The organism is Krasilnikovia sp. M28-CT-15 (assembly GCF_047159595.1).
Taxonomy (GTDB): domain Bacteria; phylum Actinomycetota; class Actinomycetes; order Mycobacteriales; family Micromonosporaceae; genus Actinoplanes.
Genome location: NZ_BAAGAK010000001.1, coordinates 4,036,259 through 4,056,807, shown reverse-complemented (window position 1 = coordinate 4,056,807; position 20,549 = coordinate 4,036,259). Strand labels below are relative to the sequence as shown.

16 protein-coding genes and 1 tRNA gene are annotated in these 20,549 nt (G+C 72.5%); 7 read left to right on the top strand and 10 right to left on the bottom strand.

Features of this window, described 5'->3' with window-relative positions; all coding sequences use genetic code 11:
* The first annotated feature begins 1 nt into the window (after nucleotide 1).
* Nucleotides 2-643, top strand: coding sequence for a phosphate signaling complex protein PhoU (phoU, locus tag ACMCNO_RS18640; RefSeq protein ID WP_412750716.1), 642 nt, complete (start codon nucleotides 2-4; stop codon nucleotides 641-643).
* Between the two features lie 2 nt (nucleotides 644-645).
* Here the strand turns inward: phoU and selB are convergent, their stop codons facing one another.
* The 5 genes from selB to ACMCNO_RS18615 form a co-directional block, all read right to left on the bottom strand.
* Nucleotides 646-2,421 carry a selenocysteine-specific translation elongation factor gene (selB, locus tag ACMCNO_RS18635; protein ID WP_412750715.1) on the bottom strand — a complete coding sequence of 592 codons (1,776 nt, stop codon included), beginning with the start codon at nucleotides 2,419-2,421 and terminating at the stop codon, nucleotides 646-648.
* A 1-nt stretch (nucleotide 2,422) separates the two neighbouring features.
* Entirely contained in the window at nucleotides 2,423-3,730 is a 1,308-nt protein-coding gene (gene selA / locus ACMCNO_RS18630) for an L-seryl-tRNA(Sec) selenium transferase (protein ID WP_412750714.1), read from the bottom strand.
* Nucleotides 3,731-3,821: 91 nt separating this feature from the next.
* Complete coding sequence (locus ACMCNO_RS18625) at nucleotides 3,822-5,537, bottom strand: alpha/beta hydrolase (RefSeq protein WP_412750713.1); 1,716 nt, start codon at nucleotides 5,535-5,537, stop codon at nucleotides 3,822-3,824.
* Between the two features lie 34 nt (nucleotides 5,538-5,571).
* Nucleotides 5,572-6,288, bottom strand: a complete 717-nt coding sequence (locus ACMCNO_RS18620; protein ID WP_412750712.1) for a CPBP family intramembrane glutamic endopeptidase — start codon at nucleotides 6,286-6,288, stop codon at nucleotides 5,572-5,574.
* Nucleotides 6,289-6,401: 113 nt separating this feature from the next.
* A complete protein-coding gene (locus tag ACMCNO_RS18615) occupies nucleotides 6,402-7,964 on the bottom strand; it encodes a DNRLRE domain-containing protein (protein ID WP_412750711.1) in 1,563 nt (520 codons plus the stop codon).
* A gap of 417 nt (nucleotides 7,965-8,381) precedes the next feature.
* Between ACMCNO_RS18615 and ACMCNO_RS18610 the strand changes: the two genes are divergently transcribed.
* The 6 genes from ACMCNO_RS18610 to ACMCNO_RS18585 all read left to right on the top strand — a co-directional run bounded on the left by ACMCNO_RS18610 (nucleotide 8,382) and on the right by ACMCNO_RS18585 (nucleotide 11,363).
* Entirely contained in the window at nucleotides 8,382-8,921 is a 540-nt protein-coding gene (locus ACMCNO_RS18610) for a hypothetical protein (protein ID WP_412750710.1), read from the top strand.
* A gap of 54 nt (nucleotides 8,922-8,975) precedes the next feature.
* Nucleotides 8,976-9,974 carry a selenide, water dikinase SelD gene (selD, locus tag ACMCNO_RS18605; RefSeq protein ID WP_412750709.1) on the top strand — a complete coding sequence of 333 codons (999 nt, stop codon included), beginning with the start codon at nucleotides 8,976-8,978 and terminating at the stop codon, nucleotides 9,972-9,974.
* A 103-nt stretch (nucleotides 9,975-10,077) separates the two neighbouring features.
* Nucleotides 10,078-10,440: a DUF2089 domain-containing protein gene (locus ACMCNO_RS18600; protein WP_412750708.1), complete on the top strand. Its 363-nt coding sequence runs from the start codon at nucleotides 10,078-10,080 to the stop codon at nucleotides 10,438-10,440.
* Nucleotides 10,437-10,697: a hypothetical protein gene (locus tag ACMCNO_RS18595; protein ID WP_412750707.1), complete on the top strand. Its 261-nt coding sequence runs from the start codon at nucleotides 10,437-10,439 to the stop codon at nucleotides 10,695-10,697. The genes ACMCNO_RS18600 and ACMCNO_RS18595 overlap by 4 nt, the downstream gene beginning before the upstream one ends.
* Nucleotides 10,698-10,729: 32 nt before the next feature.
* Nucleotides 10,730-11,158: an SHOCT-like domain-containing protein gene (locus ACMCNO_RS18590; protein ID WP_412750706.1), complete on the top strand. Its 429-nt coding sequence runs from the start codon at nucleotides 10,730-10,732 to the stop codon at nucleotides 11,156-11,158.
* Between the two features lie 22 nt (nucleotides 11,159-11,180).
* Complete coding sequence (locus ACMCNO_RS18585; protein ID WP_412750705.1) at nucleotides 11,181-11,363, top strand: hypothetical protein; 183 nt, start codon at nucleotides 11,181-11,183, stop codon at nucleotides 11,361-11,363.
* Nucleotides 11,364-11,390: 27 nt separating this feature from the next.
* Here the strand turns inward: ACMCNO_RS18585 and ACMCNO_RS18580 are convergent, their stop codons facing one another.
* The 5 genes from ACMCNO_RS18580 to fdh form a co-directional block, all read right to left on the bottom strand.
* A complete protein-coding gene (locus ACMCNO_RS18580; RefSeq protein WP_412750704.1) occupies nucleotides 11,391-14,798 on the bottom strand; it encodes a DUF4157 domain-containing protein in 3,408 nt (1,135 codons plus the stop codon).
* Nucleotides 14,799-14,985: 187 nt separating this feature from the next.
* A tRNA-Sec gene (locus ACMCNO_RS18575) sits at nucleotides 14,986-15,079 on the bottom strand.
* Nucleotides 15,080-15,148: 69 nt separating this feature from the next.
* A complete protein-coding gene (gene nrfD / locus ACMCNO_RS18570; RefSeq protein ID WP_412750703.1) occupies nucleotides 15,149-16,126 on the bottom strand; it encodes an NrfD/PsrC family molybdoenzyme membrane anchor subunit in 978 nt (325 codons plus the stop codon).
* Between the two features lie 104 nt (nucleotides 16,127-16,230).
* A complete protein-coding gene (locus ACMCNO_RS18565; protein ID WP_412750702.1) occupies nucleotides 16,231-17,142 on the bottom strand; it encodes a 4Fe-4S dicluster domain-containing protein in 912 nt (303 codons plus the stop codon).
* Nucleotides 17,132-20,389 (bottom strand): formate dehydrogenase, encoded by a 3,258-nt coding sequence (gene fdh, locus ACMCNO_RS18560; protein WP_412750701.1) that lies wholly within the window; start codon nucleotides 20,387-20,389, stop codon nucleotides 17,132-17,134. Before fdh ends, ACMCNO_RS18565 begins: the two co-directional genes overlap by 11 nt.
* Nucleotides 20,390-20,549: the final 160 nt, after the last annotated feature.

The following is a 20,549-nucleotide window of genomic DNA, read 5'->3' as shown; positions in this document are numbered from 1 at the left end:
GATGCGTGAGGACTTCCAGGACGAGCTCACCCGGGTCAGCCGCACACTGGTCACGATGGCGAAGGCCGTGCGGGAGGCGATGCGGCAGGCCAGCAGCGCCCTGCTCACCTCCGATCACACCATGGCCCAGCAGGTGACCGCCCGCGACGCCGAGATCGACGTGCTCTACCGCGTCGTCGAGGACCGGGTCTACGACCTGGTGGCCCGCCGGCAGCCGGTCGCGGGTGACCTGCGCAAGGTCCTGACGGCACTCCAGGTGGCCGCCGACCTGGAACGCATGGGTGACCTGTCCGTCCACGTGGCCCGGGCCGCGCTGCGCCGGCACCCGGCGCCCGCGGTCGTGCCCGAGCTGGCCGACCTGTTCCGCGCGATGAGTACCGTGGCCGACGGGCTGGCCGCCAAGATCGTGTCGGCGCTGGCCGACCACGACGCGGTGCTGGGCGCCCAGCTCGACCGCGACGACGACGCGATGGATCATCTGCACCGGGAGTTGTTCAGCGTCATGCTCAGCCCGCAATGGCCGCTCGGCGTCGAGGCGGCCATCGACGGCGCGCTGCTGGGCCGCTACTACGAGCGGTACGCCGACCACGCCGTCAACGTCGGCCACCACGTGGTCTTCCTGGCCAGTGGCAAGGACGACTGAACCTACCGCTGAGCCTGCGCCGGTGCGGTCATCTGCCTGCGGTCGTCGGGCAGGCGGCGGGTGACGCCCCGGTCGTCGAGCAGTTGCAGCAGGGGCACCGCCACCCGGCGGGTGGTGTCCAGCGCCTGCCGCGCCGCGCTCAGCGTGAACGGCTGGGGCAGCCGAGCCAGCACCTCCACCGCCCGTTCGGGTGTCGCGGGGCGCAGCACCACCTGGTCGGCCAGCCGGACCACCAGCCCGGCGCGGACCGCGGCGGCCAACTGCCGCGCGCCCAGGCCCAGCTCGGCGAGCCGGTGCGCCTCCGGTGCCGCGTACGGCCGCCCGCCGAGGTCCGCGAACGCGGCGTCGACGAGCGCGACCAGCTCCGGCGGCACCCCGGACACCCCGGCCGTGACCCGCCCGTCCCGCACCGCCAGCGGCGGCTGGACCAGCGCGTCGACCAGCGCCCGGTCGGGCAGGCCGAGCAGGCGCCGCAGCGCCTCGGCCGGAATGCCCGGCTCCAACGGGTGCCGGTGGGCGTAGCTGTCCACCTCCTCGGCGAGCCGCTGCCGCAGCCGGGCCCAGTGCTGGGGGTCGGCCAGCCAGCCACCGGCCGCGACCAGGGCCTCACCCGCGACGGGCACACCCATCGCGGCCAGGTCCTCGCGGCGTGCCAGCAGGCGGCGGCGCAGCTCACCGGCCAGGTCGGGGTGGCCGTCCATCCCGGACAGGGCCGCGGCCCGGGCCGCCGCCGCGCCGCGCCGCGCCAGCCCCGGCGGGGCGACGTCGAGCACGGTCACGCCGCCCGCGACGTACCGGCGGCCGGGGTCGCGCAGCAGCGCGCGGTCGCCGATGACCAGCGGCAGCACGCTGCCCAGGCGCAACCGTGCGGTGTCCGCGCCCAGCGGCCGCACCCGGACCGGTACGGCCGCCGCACCGGTGTGCAGCATCAGCGTGGCGGGCAGTCCGGCGACGGGCGTGCCGTGCACCCGTACGTCGATCAGGTCGGTGCCGCGGAACCGGCCGGGGGTCAGCAACGCGCTGCCCCGGGCGACCGCGGCCCGCTCCACGCCGCGCAGGTTGACCGCGACCCGCGCCACCGCCCGCACCTCGTCCGCGGGTACGCCGAGCGCCTGCAGCCCGCGCACCCGCACCGGCCGGGGTACGCCGGTCAGTTCCAGTTCGTCGCCGGTGCGCAGCCGCCCCGCGCCCAGGGTGCCGGTCACCACAGTCCCGGCGCCCTTGATCGTGAAGGACCGGTCGATCCAGAGCCGCACCGGTGCGGGAAGGTCCGGTTCCGGCAGCCGGGACACCAGCCGGTCCAGTGCGGCCCGCAGATCGTCCAGGCCCGCGCCGGTGACCGCGCTGACCGCCACCGCCTCCACGGCGCCGAGCGAGGTCCGGCCGATCTCCCCGCGCGCCTCGGCGGTCGCGGGCCCGGGGTCGGCGAGGTCGGCGCGGGCCACCACCAGCAGTGCGTGCCGGACCCCGAGCGCGTCGAGTGCGGCCAGATGCTCGGCGGACTGCGGCATCCAGCCCTCGTCCGCGGCGACCACCATCAGCGCGGCGGGCACCGGGCCGACCCCGGCCAGCATGTTCGGCACGAACCGTTCGTGGCCCGGTACGTCCACGAACGCCACCGTGGCGCCGGAAGCCAGTGTCGTCCACGCGAAGCCGAGGTCGATGGTCATGCCGCGGCGGCGTTCCTCGGCCCAGCGGTCCGGTTCCATCCCGGTCAGCGCCCGCACCAGTGTGGACTTGCCGTGATCGACGTGCCCGGCGGTCGCGACGACGTGCACGTCAGCGCCCCGCCACGGCCAGGATCGCGGCCACCAGCGCCGGGTCGGCGTCGGCGGGCACGCAACGCAGGTCCAGCAGCAGGCGCCCCCGAACGATCCGCCCGACCACCGGGGTGGCGGCCTGCCGCAGCGGGGCCGCGTACTCCGGCGGCAGCGACAGTGCCCACGACGGCAGCTCGACCTCCGGCGCGCCGCCCCCGCCCACCACCGCGACGGCCGCGACCACGCTGACGTCGACCCCGGCCGCGGCCAGCGGCGTGCGGGCCCGTTCCGTGCGTTCGGCCAGCGCGTCCGGGTCGGCGCGCAACCCCTGCCAGGTCGGGTTCTCCGGTCCGGCCACGGTGGCCTGCAACGCGGCCAGGGTGAGCTTGTCCACCCGCAGCGCGCGGGCCAGCGGGTGGCGGCGCAGCCGCTCCACCACCGCGCGCTCGCCCAGCAGCAGGCCCGCCTGCGGGCCGCCGAGCAGCTTGTCACCGCTGGCGATGACCAGGGCGGCGCCCGCCCGCAAAGTGCTCGCCGCGTCCGGCTCGTCCGGCAGCAGCGGCTGCGGGGCGAGCAGGCCGGAGCCGATGTCGGCGACCACGGGCACGCCCAGCCCGGTCAGCTCGGCCACCCCCACCGCGCCGGTGAAGCCGCGCACCACGAAGTTCGACGGGTGCACCTTGAGGATGAAGCCGGTGTCCGGGCCGACCGCGTCGGCATAGTCCGCGCGGGTGGTGCGGTTCGTGGTGCCCACCTCACGCAGCCGGGCACCCGTGGACACCAGCAGCTCGGGCAGCCGGAACCCGTCGCCGATCTCGACCAGCTCGCCGCGGCTCAGCACGATCTCGCGCCCCGCGGCCAGCGCGGTCGCGGTGAGCACCAGCGCGGCGGCGCCGTTGTTGACCACGTGCACGTCCCCGGCGTCGGGGACCGCCGCGGCCAGCGCGGCCAGCGCGGTGCGGCCACGCCGGGCGCGGCGCCCGGATGCCAGGTCCAGCTCGACGTCCGTGTGCCCCGCGGCGGCCGCGACCGCCGCGCGGGCGGCCCCGGACAGCGCCGCCCGGCCGAGGTTGGTGTGCAGCACCACGCCGGTCGCGTTCAGCACCGGCCGCAGCCCGCCGGGCGTGGGCGGCAGCGCCGCCACCGCCGCGTCCGGGACCTGCTCGGGGGCCAGCTCACCCGCGCGGGCCCGCTGCTGAGCAGCGGCCACGGCCGCCTTGACCGGGGCACGGCCCAGCCGGGCCGCCGCGTCGACCAGGCGCGGATCGGCCAGCACCACATCCGTACGCGGCACCCGCCGTCGCGGATCCACCGTGGCCTCCGGCACGCGCGCCTCCTTCGCCGCCGAGGCGATCGTGTACGCCCCCGGACACACCGTAGTGGGGGCGGTGCGCAGGTCCGCTACCAGCCGGGCCCGCTCAGTCGTCCTTGATGCCGGCGATGATCGCGGTCAGGTCCGCGGTGCGCTGCGGTGTCCACCCGTCCGGTGGGGCGATGTCGGCCCAGGCGTCCACCGGCGCCGCGCCGTAACTGTGCCCGTGCCCGGCGGGCACTCCGGTGGAGAACGCCATGTCCGCGGTCACCTGCCAGAACGTCACGAACGGGTACCAGCGCGTGGCGGGGGAGATGTCCGCGCCGCGCGGCTCGGTCAGCCAGTCGGGCCGGTTGACCATCAGCTTCGGCGACCACCACACGATCGGGTCCGACGGGTGCTGCAGGTACACCACCCGCGGGTTCCCCCAGGGGTCGGGCGGCTGCGCCAGGTCGGTGGCCGGGTCGGCGGCGAAGCGCACCGTGTCGCCGTGCTCGTAGACCGGCATGATCTCGGTGCTGCCCGGGTCCCGGTCGGCGACGTACTCGCGCCACAGCTCGTTGCGGTTCGGGGGGCCGGTCAGCAGCATCCCGTTGACCCGGTTGCGGATGTCGTCCGCGCCGCCGAACGCGGACTCGGCGCCGAACGAGCCCAGGCTCTCGCCGAACACCAGCAGTTTCGGCCGCCGGTTCAGCGGCAGCTGCGACCACACCCCGTACACGGCGTTGAACAGGTCCCGGCCCGCCGCGCGGGCCCGCTCCTTGTCCACCAGGAACGAGATCCAGCTCGGCAGGTAGGAGTACTGCATGCCGGCCATCGCGGTGTCACCGTTGTACATGTACTCCAGGGGTTCGACCGCCTGCTCGTTCACCCAGCCCGTACCGGTCGTGGTGATCACGACCAGGACCTTGCGGTCGAACCCGCCGGTGCGTTGTAGTTCCTGCACCGCCAGGGCGGCCCGGTCCCGGGAGTCCGCGGCCGAGTCGAGCCCGGCGTACACCCGGATCGGGTGGCGGACCCCGAGGCCGCCGAACGCCCGCAACTGGTCGTCGGTCGGGCCCCCCGAGACGAAGTTGCGGCCCTGCTTGCCCAGCGAGGCCCAGGACACCACGGAGCCGGGTCCGCCGGACCGGGTCGGGTCCTGCGGCGCGGCGACACCCGGTTCGGTCTCGCCGTTGATCTCCTTGAAACTGTTGTCCGTGACGGTGAACAGCCCCTGGAGCACCACCCCGTTGAACATCCCGAGGGCCAGCGCGATCACCACGACGCCCGCGATCACCGCGGCCGTGGACGCCGGGATCCACCGGCCGAGCAGTCGCCCCGCGGCGCGGGCGGCCTGGCGCAGCAACCGCATCAGCCCGACCAGGCCGGCGCCGGTGAGCACGGCGATCGGCAGCACCACGAGGAATCCGGGCTGCGGCGGCGGATCCATGCCCATCAGCCGGTAGACGTCGTGCTGCCAGCCGGAGCCCAGGAACATCATGACCGCCACCGCGATCGCGGCCAGTCCAGCCAGGACGTGCCACGCGTACGGCTCCGCGTGCGGCAGCGGCCGGTTGACCAGCTTGCCGGCCAGCCATACCGCCAGCACGCCCAGCCCGTACCCGATCGCCGCGGAGATCCCGCTGATCAGCCCCTGCAGCACGAACCCGCGCGGCAGCAGGGACGGGGTCAGGGACAGGCAGAACAGGGTCACCGCCCCGGCGATCCCCACGAAGTCGTAGTGCCAGCGGTGCAGCAGCCGCCACCACCAGCCGCGCCGCGGCGCGGTGGGCTGCTCGGAGGTCGCCTTGGTTTCCGTACGGGGTGTCGCGGCCGTCATCGCGTCCTCGCCCTCATCGGTGCTCCCGTGGTCCTCACCGCGACACCACCGCCGTGACGAGGACACCCAGCCCGTTGATCGCCCAGTGCAGGCCGACGGGGGCCAGCAGGCTGCCGCTGCGACGGCGTAACTCGCACAGCACCGCCCCGCCCGCCGCGGTGAACAGCACCGCACCGAGCACCGCCAGCACCTGCCCGGTCCGGCCGCCGCCGACCAGCCCGGTGACCGCCGGGTTGACCTTGTTGAGGCGCAACGACGGCATCACGTGCCACAGGCCGAACAGTCCCGACGACACCAGCGTGGCCCAGGTCGGACCCTTCCCGACGCGCACCAGCCCCCACAGCACGCCCCGGAACGCCACCTCCTCGAACAGGACCGTGCCGAGGGGGATGATCACGAACGCGGTCAGGAGTGCCGCGCCCGGCCCGTTGTCGTACCGCTGGTCGCGGAACGCGTCGCGGGTGCCGGGCAGCAGCGCCGCCACGACGTACACCGCGGCGACCGCGGCCACGCACACCCCGGCGTACGCGGCGCCGCGCCGCCAGGAGTCGCGGCCCAGACCCACGTCGTCCGCGCTCAGGCCCGCAGCCCGCGCCAACAGCAGCAGCAGGACCGCGCCGACCGGCCCGGCGAACAGCGTCATGTGGGCTGGTCCGTACCGGCCGAACACCGCCACGGCGATCATCAGCGCGACAGCCGCAGCCACCGCGGGGGCGATCGCCACCCGGCGGGTCGAGGGCTGGGCTGTCATGGATCAAGCCTGAGCGCGGCCGAGTGCGGCGGGATCACCCCCGCGGGATGATTGCCCGTAGACGCCACGAGCCGCCCGGCGCGGTGCCGGGCGGCTCGTGTGGTGCCGGTGGTTCAGCTGATCTTCACGTCGAAGATCTTGTTGGCGGCCAGTGCCTTGAACGCGGTCAGGCTGCCGGCGGTGGAGTCGACCGCGATGTTGCGGTCGCCTTCGTTGTCGGCGGCGGTGTCGAAGTAGACGATGGCCTTGACCTTCGGGTGGGTGGTCAGTTCGGGCAGGACGGTGTTGAACGCGGCGGACTTGTCGGTGGGGTAGGCGACGCGGTGGTACATGCCCCACTCGGCCAGCATGATCGGCTTGCTGGGGTGGTTGGTGACCGACCAGTCGTAGAAGCCCTGGCCGCCGCCGGTGGGCTGGCGGTCGAGGATGTCACCGAAGTCGCCGTAGTGGTAGTAGCCCTTCTCGACGCTGACGTAGGAGTCCAGGCCGATCCAGTCGACGACGTCGTCGCCGGGGTAGAGGTCCTTCCACCAGGACTGGGCCATCCACTTCTCGTTGCCCATGTAGGCCACGACGTTGATCGCGTTGGTGACGCCGTTGGTGCGGAGCCGTTCGATGACGTGGCGGTACATGGTGGCGTAGTCCTTGGCGGTCATCCCGGACCCGGCGGTGGGGTTGACGTCGTTTTCGGGTTCGTGGTGCAGGGCCAGGTAGAACTTCTGGTGGGGGTAGGTGGCCTTGACGTACTTGGACCAGTTGTCGATGCGGGTGTCCTGCTGCCCGGCGGCGACCTTGGCCCAGGTGGTGCCGTAGGCGACCTTCCAGTTCAGCAGCAGGACGCGGGGGTGGGCCGGGTCCTGGGTCATGGCGATCTCGGCCTTGGTGGGGAACTGTTCGTCGCCCTTGTGGTAGGTGTGGAAGATCGCCGCGGTGCGGCCGGTCTTGGCTTCCCAGTCCTTCAGCGCCTGGTCCCGCGGGGTGCTGGTGAAGCCGCCCGCGGCGGCTCCCCACAGCACGCCACACGTGGGCACCAGCAACGCGTCCGTGACGCACCCCTGCGCCGGTGGTGGCGTCGGCGTGGTCGGCGGCGTCGTCGGCGGCCTGGTCGCCCGCGCGGCGGTGGTCACGGTGAGCTGCGGGCCGCCGGCCTTGTTCTCCGCCGAGCGCAGCCGGGTCACGCCCTTGGCGGACGAGCGCAGTGCGAAGGCATACGTGCCGGGCTTGGTGACCACCTTGCTGAGGTCGAGGCTCAGATCCTTGCCGGTGGCCCTGATCGTGCCGACCGTCGTGCCGACCGCCGGGGCGGTGGCCGCGGTCAGCTTCTTCTCGGTCCAGCCGGTGTTGGTGACCCGGCTCACCGTGAGCGAGCCGCCGGGCACGCTGTCGGCGGCCAGGTTCAGCCGGGCACCGGTGACCTTGGCGCCGGCCGGCACCACGAACTTCAGGAAGCCGACCTTGGTGTCCTTGCCCAGCTTGCCGACGGCGATCTTGTCCTGCCGGCCGAAGGCGGTGGTCCTGCGTGCGTTGGAGGTGTAGGTGTCGTCGGCGGCGGCCAGCTTCAGCACCTTGCCCGCCGACGCGGCGTTCGCGATCATTGGCGCGGACAGCGCGGCTCCCGTACCCACCAGCACGGCACCCACCACGGCAACGGACTTCTGCACCTTCCTGCGGCTCACAACAATCTCCCCCGTCGGTCCGGCTGCTCGTCAGCCGGGCACGTGAAGGAGATTCCGGGTCCGCCGGTGCGCCCACCGGTCCCGCAGGGGTGCCGCCCGGTTGCTCCTCATACGTTCGGCCGGTCGCACCCCCCACCCGGCCGGTCCGTACCTGTCGAACGGGCGTCTCTGCCGCGGCTGCCGGACGTGGTGATCCGCTCAGGATCGCCGGGCGTCCGCCGACGGAGCTCGGGAAGAGGTGATCGGGTGACTGACGACCTGTGGGCGCAACCGGCTGAGCGTGCGGGCGGCCCTGTGCAACCCGGCTGCCCTGTGCAACCCGGCGGCCCTGTGCAATCCGGCGGCCCTGTGCAACCCGGCGGCGCGGACCACCGGGGGCCCGGGGGCCGTCACGCGCCCCGTCGTCGGCCCTGGTGGATGCTGGCCGGTGCCCCGGCCCTGGCCCTGGCGGCGGCCGGAGGGCTCGGTACCCTCGCCGGGTACGCCGTGTTCATGGCCGCGGACACCAGCGGCGACTGGGCAGAGCTCGGCGCGGCCCTCCGCGGCCTCTTCGTGGGCACGCTGGTGGGTGTGGCGGGATACCTCGTTGCGTTGATTCTCGCCGCGAACAGGCTCTTCCCGCGGGGTCGGCGAGCGGCACCGGTCGCGCTGGCCCTGCTCGGACATGTCGCGGTCCTCGGATACACCGCAGCGCTCGGCTCGGTGCTCAATCCGACGAACGGCGGCGGCGAGGTCGCCAGCACAATGCTGATGCTGGCCGCGGTGATGTGCGGTCCGGTCGCCTTCGTCGGGTGGGGGAGCGCCGGCGGGGCGCGCCGTGTGGCTGTCACCGCGATCACGGCGGTCGCGGTCGCCGCGAGTGTCGTCGGGGTTGTCTCCCACGTCATCCGGGATCACCGTGAGACGCGGGCCTACCCGGCCTCCGATCGCGGATACGAGGCGGACCACCAGATCTGACCGTGGCGGGGGATCACGTGGCGCGATCGCACCATGTGCGACAGTGCCACCGTGATGACGACTCGGCTGACCCAGTACGCGCACGGCGGCGGCTGCGCCTGCAAGATCCCGCCGGGGGAGTTGGAGGCGGTGGTCGCCGGGCTGATCGGCGAGTCGGCTCCGGACGGGCCGGGGGAGCTGCTGGTCGGCCTCGACGACGGCGATGACGCCGCGGTGGTGCGCCTCGCGGGCGGCACCGCGGTCGTCGCGACGGCCGACTTCTTCACCCCGGTCGTCGACGACCCATACGACTGGGGGCGGGTGGCGGCGGCCAACGCACTGTCCGATGTGTACGCGATGGGCGGTACCCCGGTCGTGGCGGTCAATCTGCTGGCGTGGCCCCGCGACGTGCTGCCGATGGACCTGGCCGCGGAGGTGCTGCGCGGTGGCCTGGCGGTGGCCCGCGAGGCCGGCTGCCACCTGGCGGGCGGACACAGTGTCGACGACCCCGAGCCGAAGTACGGCATGGCCGTCACCGGGGTGGCCGACCCGGAACGGCTGATCCGCAACGACGCCGGCACGGCCGGGACCCCGCTGACCCTGACCAAGCCGTTGGGCGTGGGTGTGCTCAACAGCCGCCACAAAGCCACCGGCGAGGTGTTCGCGCAGGCGGTCGCCACGATGACCGAGTTGAACCGGGCCGCGTCGCAGGCCGCGCTCGCCGCCGGGGTGGTGTGCGGCACGGACGTGACCGGCTTCGGGCTGCTCGGCCACCTGCACAAGCTGGCCCGAGCCAGCGGGGTCACCGCCCGTCTCGACGCGGCCGCGGTGCCGTATCTGGCGGGCGCCCGGGAAGCGCTGGCCGCGGGGTACGTCAGCGGCGGCACCCGCCGCAACCTGGACTGGGTACGTCCGTACGCGGACGTCGCCGGGGTCGCCGAGGACGAGCTGCTGCTGCTGGCCGACGCGCAGACCTCCGGCGGGCTGCTGGTGGCCGGGGAGCTGCCCGGCCATCCCGTGGTCGGCGAGCTGATCGACGCCCACGCCGACGGCGTCACCCTGGTGGTGCGCTGACCCGGGATTCATGGCTTACGCACTTCTCAGGACATATCTCAACGGCAGGCCCTTGCCAACTTAACTAAATCAAGGCCATACTTGAGAAAGTTAAGGAGGCGGGATGGACTGGCAGGAACTGACCAAGCTGACCCAGGGGCAGCCGGTCGCCGTGGAACGGGTGCGGCTGGTGGATACCGGCGTGGTGATCGAAGGTGACTTCGAGCTTCCACAACTCGCCCAGCTCAGCGTCGAGGATCAGGTGTTCGTCACCGCCTTCGTGCGCTCCCACGGCTCCATCAAGGAGATGGAGCGCACCTTCGGGGTCAGCTACCCCACGATCAAGAACCGGCTGAACCGGATCGCGGGCAGCCTCGAGTTCGTCGACACCGATCCGGCCCCCTCGCGCGCCGAGGTCCTCCAGCGTCTCAAGCGGGGCGACATCACCGCCGCGGACGCGATCCGGGAACTGGACGCCCTGCCATGATCCCCAGCCTGGCCGTGGTCCGGGTGCGCGGCGGGCGCCGACGCGCCATCCAGCTCTGGTTGCCGATATTCCTGCTCTGGCCGCTCCTGCTGCCGTTCGCCCTGGCGCTCGCCATCGGCGGCCCGGTGCTCGCGCGGGTGACCGGCGTCGGCGCCGCAGACACCTGGCGCATCGGCTGGCAGCTACTGAGCGGCTGCCGGGGCGCACACCTCGCGGTCGACACCCCCGGATTCGCCTTTCAGGCCCGGTTCATCTAGCCCTGTTTCATCCAGTCAGCGAAGGAGAAGACATGAACGACAACCGCCTGCAGGTGCTGCAGATGCTGGCCGACGGTCAGGTCAGCGCCGAGGAGGCCGAACGCCTCATCGCCGCGCTCGACAAGCAGCCCGCCGCCTCCGCCACCCGCGCCGTCGAGGCCACCACCGGCAACCCGCGGTACCTTCGCATCTTTGTGGACGAGCAGCAGGACGGCGCCGACGGGCCGACGAAGGTAAACATCCGGGTGCCGTTCCAACTGCTGCGCGCCGGAGTGAAGCTGGCCAGCCTGATCCCCAACGGCGCCAAGGACCAGATCAACGAGGCGCTGCGCAAGAACGGTGTACCCATCGACGTCACCCAGCTCAAGCCGGAAGACTTCGACGACCTGGTGGTGCACCTGGCCGACCTCACCATCGACGTCGAGGAGAAGGACACCAAGGTGCGGATCTTCGCCGAGTGAACCGCCGCTGTGGGTGCCCGCGATGACGCGGTGGGCGGGCGTCATTCGACGACTTGTGACCATCGTGGAGTTTCCCTCGTACGAAGCCGCCATGGCGAACAGCGAGCTGCCCGAGACCGGCGAATTCGCCCGGCAGATGGCGGCCCTCTGCTCGAACGGGCCCGAATTCCAGAACCTTGAGGTCAAGCGAACCTTCCCGGCGTAGCGGGCGCGCCCACGCGCGGCCCGGTTGTCACGGGTGGGCGTGATTCGCGATCTCCGTGGCCAGGCTGTCCAGGTCCTTGGCGGGGATGCTCGCGTTGACGGTGCCGAACGTCAGTTGCTGGCCCTTTGACGCGCCCGCCGCGCCGGGTTGGCCGACGATCTGTTTGGTGAGCGCCGCGCCGGAGACGTCCTCGGGAAGTACTGCGGTCACCTTGGTGCTCTTACTGCCTCCAGTGACCTGGACCGGTGTCCACGCCCCGGTCTGCGGGTCGCGGAACTGCACGCCGCCCTGCGTACCGAGGCGCTCGGCCTCGCCCAGGCGCTCGATGTCGTTTCTGACCTGGCCGCCCTCTGTGGCCGGAAGCCTCTTCAACTCCTTGTCCACCTCTGCCTTGTACAGCCGGTCGATCTCGCCCGACGACATGCGCGAGGGAATCTTGTCCGGGTGGGCCTCGCGAAGCTCCTCGATCGCCTGCCTGCGCTGCCATTTGACGTTTTCGAGCGTCTCCGCCGTCACACCCGCGGTCTTCGGCGTCAGGCTCTCCAGTTCGTCCAGAGACTTGTACCCCAGGTCGCGGACCGATTCGCGCACCGCACGCAGTTCCCGCGCCGACTCTTTGCCGGCCTTCGCCTCGAGGATGGCGACGACCTCGACGGTCTCTCCCCGGCGAATAATGATCATCCCGTCGGTGAACTGCCCGCTCGAATCCTTGATGAGATGGCCGGGGATGTATTCGAGCGCTTCCTTGGCTTTGGTGGCGCCGACAAGTGCCTCCCGGCCCGCGTCCGTGCCGAGCATCCGCTCGATGTCGCCCGCCATCAGTTCCTCCAGGAGCTGACCCTTCATGTTCTGGACCGGGCCCTTCTCCAGGATGCGGGCGACGGCGTCGGCGTCGAGTGGCTTGGCCTTGAGGATGGGGTAGCGGTCGCCGAGCGTCGGCAGCCAGCCCGCGATCTTCTTCGCCCGGGCCATGAGCGCCGCGCGGACGATCTCCTCATCGAGGCTGGCGGCCACCCTGGCCAGCTTCTGCAGCTCCGCTTTGGCGGGCTTGTCGCCCAGGTCGGCCGCGGCCTTCTCGATGGCCTCGAGCTTCTTCATCAGCTCCGGCTCGGCCGCCAGTGTCTCGGCATGCTTGGCCCGCATCTCCGTACACGGCGAGCTGCAGCTGAACAATCGCCCGCGCTCGGTCACGTGCACGTGGCCGGTCTTGGTGGCGGCCTGAGCCCCGGACTGCAGCTCCGCCTCGGCTGCCCGGCCGGCCGCCTCGACAGCCTCGATCTCCGCGGAGACGCCCTTGGCGGCGGTCCCCTCGGACTCCATGCTCTTGGCGATTCGGGTGGCGAGCTTCTCGCCGCTGCCCTCCCCGACCTCCCGTGCCGCCTCGTCGAGCAGCTTTCTGGCCCCGGCGGCCTCCTCCGCGGTCTTGGCGGCCCTGACCCCGTTCACGAGCGGCGCGAGCTTGCGGAAGCCACCCAGCAGTTTCGCGGCGGCGCCCGCCCCGGTGACGATGTCGGCCATGGCCGCGACGATGTCGACCGCGAGCCAGAACAGGGACGGCTCCGTCTGCGACAGTGCCTTCGCCTTGTCGAGGTCCGACCCGGCCATCGCATCCTCGAGCATGTACTCCTGGGCATGCAGTACGGCGGTGGCGGTGCTCAGGCCCGCGGCGACCACCAGCGACGCGCCCCCGGTCGCCGGGGCGAGGAGCACCAGCCCCAGGTTGACCAGGCCGAGCGCGATGCCCAGTACGTCGGAGACGGCCTTGGTGTCCGCGACGTGGCGGTCGACCACCTTCTCCTGCCACTCCTGCGGCGGCAGATTCTTGCGGGCCTTGGTGAGCGCGACGACCTTCGGAACCTTGTAGATGTTGACATCGCCACCCGGCCGGTTCTCCGCGCGGACGCGTCCTATCTTGATCATCCGGTCGGCGATCTCGGTGCCAATGAGCTGCGCGGCGTCCTGCGACGGGCCGGCCGCGAGCCGCCGCAGGCCGCCCAGGTCGTCCTTGTCCCGGGTCACGGAGCCGAGGATCGGGAACATCCCGGTGAGCTGCGTTACCAGTGCGTCGTACTTCAGCTCCTCGGCGCGCAGGTCCGCCGTGGCCTCCTCGAGACCCGCGGGCTTGGGCGACATCATCCCGCCGGTGCGCGGGTCGGACATCGCCCACTCCAAGTTGAGCTTGGTGACCTTCGCCTTCAACGGCTGTATCTCGTCGCGCCGGGCGAGGAGTTGCTTGGCGGCCTCGGCCAGGCCCTTGCCGGCGGGGGACGCGCGGTCCATGTCGTACGCGGTGCGCACCTCCCATCGCCCGCCGCCTTCGGGCTCCCCGACCCACTCGTCGATCTGCTTCGCGGTGAGCCCGTACTTGATGCCCTCGGCCTTGGTGCGTGTCTCGCTGTCGGTCAGGATCTCGCCCATCACCGTGCGGCCTTCGGCGGCGAAGTCCTCGATCAGCTGGTCGACGTCCTTCTCGATCTGGTCGACCTCCGCGCCCAGGTCCTTGACGGCGGCCCTGGCCTTGTCCAGGTCGCTCTGGTTGTCGGGCACACCGGCGATGGGCGTCTGGCGGTCCAGTGCGAGCTTGACCTCGTCGTACCACCGGCGCGGCTCGTCGCGGTCCTTCTCGGCGACCATCGTCTCCAGGACGCGCCGCCGAGCCGCCTTGCCGGTGGGAACGAGATGCGTCTCGATCGTGACGTCGTTCTCCGTCGTGGTGATCTTGGAATTCGGCGTGGCGGACGGAGCGCCCGCGTCGGCGGGCTGGCGAAACACGGCCGGGTGCGACCCTGCGGAGGGCACCAGCCGGGCCGAAGCGGACGCCGCCTCGCCGGCCACGGCGGCGTCCGCGGTCGCGGTGGCCGCACGCTCCCACGGATCGGTCGGGTCGCTGACCGCCAGCCCGTCCCGCGCGAGACCCGCGTTGGCATCGCCCTGCTGCTGGACGACGTGGGTCAGCTCGTGGGCCAGCGTCTTGCGGCCGCGGGTGGTCTCGGGATCGAAGGCACCGTTCGCGAACACCACGTGGGACCCGGTGGTGAAGGCGGTGGCGGAGACGGATCGTGCCGCCTGGTCGGCGAGGCCACCGGTGTGCAGCCGGACGTGACCGAAATCGTGGCCGAGGAGCGCCTCCATGTCCGTTCGGACGCCCTCGGGAAGTGCCTGGCCGCTCCCGGAGGCGACCTGCGCCACGGCGGACCCGTCGACTGGCGCCGCGTCGGCCGAGACCGACCGCTGAACGAGGCGGCCCACGGCCGCGTTGCCGCCGAGACCCTGCAGCCGCAACAGCATGGGAGCGCTGACGCGGTGCGCCGGGTCCGCCGCGGCGGCGCGCAGGGCCGGTCCGACGAACGTGGCGGGGGAGGACTGCCCTCTCGGCACGGTCGGGCCGGTGGCCGGCCCACCGCCCGGCTCGCGGTCGCGGTCGTGCACGCCCATGCGATCGGCCCATCCACTCGGTTGGCGGCCCTCTCCCGCGAACGTTACCGGGGTTCTGCCGTCCGGCCGCTCCCGATCGCGCGGCCTGCACCATGGGCTTCCCCTACAGGCAAACGCGGATCACCATCCGGTGCCCGTCACGAGGAGGTGGGCAGTCACCCGCACATCAGCGGGATTCGAGTGGTAAGCGGAGGCGGACGGGAATCGAACCCGCCCGGCCCGGATACCGGGCCGCACCGGTGTTGAAGACCGGGAGGGGCACCAGCCGCCTGAACGCCTCCGCGCACGACCCTACCGCCCACGCACCCGGCGCGACTGGCGAGCCAGCGGGGAAACAGCGGGCTCGGCGCTCACCCCTCGGGCGCCGTCGGCCGCCGTTCGGCTCCGGTGCCATGGTCTCGCGTCCGCTGCTCCAGACGCTCACGCTGCGGCACGACCGTGTACTTCGGATCGCGGGCCGAGGCGACGCCGCCCTCGAAGATGCCGAACCGGGTCAGCACCGACGCGCCCAGCAGCGACAGCCCGGACAGGGCGGACACCACCCGGCTGCGGCGCCCGAGCAGCCCTCCGGCGATCCCGAGCGCGGTCAACGCCCGTCCCGCCCGCAGCAGCCGGCCGGGGCGCCCTTGCGCGTAGGGTTCGCTGAGCATGCCCTTGGTGGTCTCCACCCGGTGCGCGCCGTACAGCTCCAGGGCCGCGCCGAGCACCGCGAGGCGCCGCGCGGGCCCGGCCTGCGCGCACGGCGCCGCGATGAGACCGACCGCGGCGCCGCTGGCCAGGGCGCTGCCCGCGAACACATACGGCAGTTCCGGGTACGCAGCGTGCCAGCTCGGCGTCGCCGTGTCGGCCAGCAGCACGGCCGTGTACGTGGCCAGCGCGGGCGCGACCGCGGCGGCGGCGTATCCACCGGCCGCGCCGACCGGGGGAAGCAGGCGGCGGGCCAGTCCGGGCACCCCGCGGGTGGGCAGCAGGGGAGCCGCTTCGGCCACGGCGGCCGCACCCGCGGCGGCCCCGAACGCGGTGAGGATCCAGGTGCCCACGGACATCGGCGAGGTCGGTTTGGCCACGCGCAGCATGTGGTGGAACCGGTCCGGGCGGCCGAGGTCGTTGATGAGGAAGTACGTGCTGGCGCCCAGCGCACCCAGAGCGCTCAGGCGCCCGGCCCGGCGCAGTGCGGGCCGCCCGGTGGCCTGCCCGCCCGCGGCCAGCAGCGCGGACCCGGCGGCGAGCCCACCGGTGAACAGGTACGCGGCGATGTCGTGCCGCCACACCGGTGCCTTGACGATCGGTCGGCCGTAGTACGACCGGAAGTCTGCGGGGGGCACCATCGGCCGGTCGCCCCGGCGCCCGCCACCATGCTTGCGGCGGCTCCCGCGCTCGCCGTCGAGCCCGCGCCGAGCGCCGTCGCCACGCCGATCGTTCCCGCTGCGGTTCACGGGCGCCGCCGGGTGGCGAAGGCGACCAGCACGGAGGCGACCATGGCGGCCGCGGCGACCCCGGCCCGTTTCCACATGTCGGGCAGGTCGCGGGTGGTGACGACCGGATCCGGTGGCAGGCCGTACACCTCGGGCTCGTCGAGCAGCAGGAAGAACGCGCCGTCGCCGCCGACCCCGTCGTCCGGGTCGTGGCCGTACAGGTGGGCCTCGGTGACGCCCTGGTCGTGCAGGGCCGCTACCCGCCGGGCGGCGCGGTCGCGCAGCTCGTCCAGTTCGCCGTACTGGATGGACTCGGTGGGGCAGGCCTTCGCGCAGGCCGGGGTGAGGCCGTCGCCGATCCGGTCGTAGCACAGGGTGCACTTCCAGGCGCGGCCGTCGTCCGCCCGCTGGTCGATGACCCCGTACGGGCAGGCGGGGATGCAGTAGCCGCAGCCGTTGCAGATGTCCTCCTGCACCACCACGGTGCCGAACTCCGTGCGGAACAGCGAACCGGTGGGGCACACGTCCAGGCAGGCCGCGTGGGTGCAGTGCTTGCACACGTTGGACATCATCAGCCAGCGGAAGTCCGTGCGGGGGGCGTCCGGGGTGCGGCCGGGCAGGTCGCGCTGGGGCATGCCGAGGAACTGCGGCCCGGACCCGTTGCCCGCGCCGGGCGGTGCGCCGGGCTGTTCGATGAAGGCGACGTGCCGCCACGAGTTCGCGCTCAACCCGCCGGTGTTGTCGTACGACTGGCCGAGCAGGTCGAAGCCGTCGTCGGGGACGAGGTTCCACTCCTTGCAGGCCACCTCGCAGGCCTTGCAGCCGATGCACACGCTGGTGTCGGTGAAGAAGCCCATCCGGGGCGGCGCGTCCACCCAGCCGGCGTCGGGCGCCGGGTCGAGCGGTCCGTACAGTCGGTTACTGCCCATCGTCGGCGTCCTTGGTCAGCATCGGGGTGTGGTGGTCCGGGGTGAGCCCGGCCCGCCGCCGGTAGTCCCGCACGAGATCGAGCAGGGCTGGCCCGGCCGGGCGGCGGCCGGGCCGGATGTCGCACGTGCCGACCTTGCTCTCCTGGATCAGTACGTTCGGGTCCAGGGTGATCCCGAACAGGTCGTTGGCGGAGTCGCCGGTGACCAGGCCCTCGCCACCCCAGTGGTACGGCATCCACAGCTGGTGCACGGTCCGGCCCTCGATGCGCAGCGGCACCAGCCGCTCGGTCACCAGCACCCGCGCCTCGATGGCGGCCCGCGCGGTGACCACATGCGCCCAGCCCAGGTGCGTCAGCCCGCGTTCGGCCGCGAGCTGCGGCGACACCTCGACGAACATCTCCGGCTGCAACTCCGACAGATACGCCAGCTGGCGGCTCATGCCGCCGGCGGTGTGATGCTCGGTGAGCCGGCTGGTGCTGAACACGTACGGGTACACCTCGGTGTGGCGTTCCGGCGGGCTCGGGTTCAGCGGGTTGTCCGGCCGCTCGTACGTCTTGCGGGTGGGGTTGGCCTGCTGGGTGTAGAGCGGGTTGCGCACCGTCGACTCGACCGGCTCGTAGTGCGTGGGCAGCGGGCCGTCGATCAGGCCGCTGGGCGCGTACAGCCAGCCTTTGCCGTCGCCCTGCATGATGAACGGGTCGTCGCCCGCGATCGCGGCGACGCCGCTGGCATCCGGCGGGGGCCGGTAGGAGGGCGGCTTGGACTTCTCGAAGTCCGGCACGTCGTAGCCGGTCCAGGCGGCAGCCTGGGGGTCCCACCAGACGTACTTCTTGCGTTCGGACCACGGGTTGCCGTCGGGGTCGGCGGAGGCGCGGTTGTAGAGCAGTCGCCGGTCGGCGGGCCACGCCCAGCCCCATTCGTGGGCCACGTAGTCCTGCTCGGTGCGGGGCTTTCGGCGCGCCGCCTGGTTGACGCCGCCGGCGTACACGCCGGAGTAGATCCAGCAGCCGCAGGCGGTGGAGCCGTCGGCGGCCAGGGCGGTGAAGCCCGGCAGCGGTTCGCCGGTCGCCACCTCGTACCCGTTGATCTCCTTCAGGACGGCCTCGGCGCTGGGCTCGTCGCCGTGCAGCGGGTAGTCCCAGGCGAGGTTGCGGATGCCCTGGTCGCGGGGCGCGGTGGAGTCGGCCAGCCGGTCCCGGATGATCCGGCCGAGGTGGTAGAGGAACCACAGCTCGCTGCGGCAGTCGCCCGGCGGATCCACCGCCTTCTCCCGCCACTGCAGCAGGCGCTGGGTCTGGGTGAAGGTGCCCTCCTTCTCCGCGTGCGAGGCGGCGGGCAGGACGAACACCTCGGTGCGGCACTGTTCCGGCACGATCTCGCCGGTGGCCACCTCCGGGCCGTCCTTCCAGAACGTGGCGCTCTCGATGGCGAACAGGTCGCGCACCACCAGCCAGTCCAGATTGGCCATGCCCAGGCGCTGGGCGCGGCCGTGCGCCGAGCCGACCGCCGGGTTCTGCCCGAGCAGGAAGTACCCCTTGATCTTCCCGTCGATCATGTCCAGCACCTGGCGGTACGTGCCGTGGTCGCCGGTGAGCCGCGGCAGCCAGTCGAATCCCCAGTCGTTGTCCGCGGTGGCGGCGTCGCCGAAGTATGCCTTGAGCAGGCTCACCGCGAACGATTCGGCGTTGGCCCAGAAGCCCTTCTGCCGGGGGTGGCGCATCGCGTCGACCCACTGCCGGAACGTCTCGTGCTGCTGGCAGTGCGGCATCGGCAGGTAGCCGGGCAGCAGGTTGAACAGCGTCGGGATGTCCGTGGAACCCTGGATGCTGGCGTGCCCGCGCAACGCCATCACGCCGCCGCCGGGGCGGCCCATGTTGCCCAGCAGCAGCTGGATGATCGCGCCGGTGCGAATGTACTGCACGCCGACCGAGTGCTGGGTCCAGCCCACGGAGTAGACCAGCGCAGTGGTGCGCTCGCGGCCGGAGTTGGCCGTCCACGCCTCGCACACCGCCAGGAATGCGTCCTGCGGCACCCCGCACACCTGCTCGACCAACTCGGGGGTGTAGCGGGCGTAGTGGCGTTTGAGGATCTGGTAGACGCAGCGTGGGTCCTGCAGGGTGGGGTCGCGGGGCGCGTCGGCGGGGATCGGCGGGCCGTGCGACTCCTGTTCCAGGCCGGAGGCGGTCTCCCGGTCGCGGTGCGCCTCACCGGGTTGCCGACCGTGCTGCTCGTGCCCGGCGTACGTCCAGGTGCTCTGGTCGTAGGTGTTGGTTTCCGGGTCGTAGCCGGAGAACAGGCCGTCGAGGTCCTCGGTGTCGCGGAAGTCCTCGCTGACGAGCGTGGACGCGTTGGTGTACGCCAGCACGTACTCGCGGAAGTCCTTCTCGTGGCTGAGGATGTAGTTGATCACCCCGCCGAGGAACGCGATGTCCGCGCCCGCGCGCACCGGCACGTACCGGTGCGCCAGCGCGCTGGTCCGGGTGAACCGCGGGTCGATGTGGATCACCGTCGCGCCGCGGTTCTTCGCCTCCACCACGTACTGGAAGCCCACGGGGTGAGCCTCCGCCATGTTGGAGCCCTGGATGATGATGCAGTCCGCGTTCGCCAGATCCTGGAGGAATCCGGTGGCCCCGCCACGGCCGAAGCTGGTCCCCAGACCGGGGACGGTGGCGGAGTGTCAAATGCGGGCCTGGTTCTCGATCTGAATCGCCCCGAGCGCGGTGAACAGCTTCTTGATCAGATAGTTCTCTTCGTTGTCCAGGGTCGCGCCGCCCAGGCTGGCGAAGCCCAGCGTGCGGTGCAGCGCCCGGCCGTGCGCGTCGGTGTCCTCCCAGGTCGCCTCGCGGGTGGTCAGCACCCGGTCGGCGATCATCTCCATCGCGGTGCCGAGCTCCAGTTCCTCCCAGTCGGTGCCGTACGGCCGCCGGTAGCGCACCGTCCGCAGCCGCCGGTCGCTGGTCACCAGGCTCTTGCTGGCCGAGCCCTTGGGGCACAACCGGCCCCGGGAGATCGGGCTGTCCGGGTCGCCCTCGATCTGGGTGACCCGGCCGTCCTTGACGAAGATCCGCTGCCCGCAGCCGACCGCGCAGTACGGGCACACCGAGCGGGCCACCGAGTCCGCGGCCTGAGTGCGCGGGCCCAGCGCCCGGCTCCGGGGCGACTGGGCCGCTGCGCCCCGGCCCAGCGGGTCGGTGCCGGTCAGCTGCCGGTACACCGGCCAGTCGCGAATCCACGTACGCAGACCCATGCCCCGACCCTAGATCAGATCGCCGCGGCCCGCACGGCGGCACCCTGCGCGACGTCGCCCCCTCCACCGGTCTGCGCCTCTGGTACGGCCACGACCCGAGCGGTTCGCCGAGTTCGATGCCCGCTACCGGGCGGAGCTGGCCGAACCCGGCAGCGCCGGG

What these genes read in the sequence shown, in the direction of transcription:
- ACMCNO_RS18610 (WP_412750710.1), top strand. Translation starts at nt 8,382, where the DNA reads ATGCTGGCCGGTGCCCCGGCCCTGGCCCTGGCGGCGGCCGGAGGGCTC.
- ACMCNO_RS18595 (WP_412750707.1), top strand. Translation starts at nt 10,437, where the DNA reads ATGATCCCCAGCCTGGCCGTGGTCCGGGTGCGCGGCGGGCGCCGACGC.
- nrfD (WP_412750703.1), bottom strand. Translation starts at nt 16,126, where the DNA reads ATGGTGCCCCCCGCAGACTTCCGGTCGTACTACGGCCGACCGATCGTC.
- ACMCNO_RS18565 (WP_412750702.1), bottom strand. Translation starts at nt 17,142, where the DNA reads ATGGGCAGTAACCGACTGTACGGACCGCTCGACCCGGCGCCCGACGCC.
- phoU (WP_412750716.1), top strand. Translation starts at nt 2, where the DNA reads ATGCGTGAGGACTTCCAGGACGAGCTCACCCGGGTCAGCCGCACACTG.
- selD (WP_412750709.1), top strand. Translation starts at nt 8,976, where the DNA reads ATGACGACTCGGCTGACCCAGTACGCGCACGGCGGCGGCTGCGCCTGC.
- ACMCNO_RS18620 (WP_412750712.1), bottom strand. Translation starts at nt 6,288, where the DNA reads ATGACAGCCCAGCCCTCGACCCGCCGGGTGGCGATCGCCCCCGCGGTG.
- ACMCNO_RS18600 (WP_412750708.1), top strand. Translation starts at nt 10,078, where the DNA reads ATGGACTGGCAGGAACTGACCAAGCTGACCCAGGGGCAGCCGGTCGCC.
- ACMCNO_RS18585 (WP_412750705.1), top strand. Translation starts at nt 11,181, where the DNA reads ATGACGCGGTGGGCGGGCGTCATTCGACGACTTGTGACCATCGTGGAG.
- ACMCNO_RS18590 (WP_412750706.1), top strand. Translation starts at nt 10,730, where the DNA reads ATGAACGACAACCGCCTGCAGGTGCTGCAGATGCTGGCCGACGGTCAG.
- ACMCNO_RS18625 (WP_412750713.1), bottom strand. Translation starts at nt 5,537, where the DNA reads ATGACGGCCGCGACACCCCGTACGGAAACCAAGGCGACCTCCGAGCAG.
- ACMCNO_RS18580 (WP_412750704.1), bottom strand. Translation starts at nt 14,798, where the DNA reads ATGGGCGTGCACGACCGCGACCGCGAGCCGGGCGGTGGGCCGGCCACC.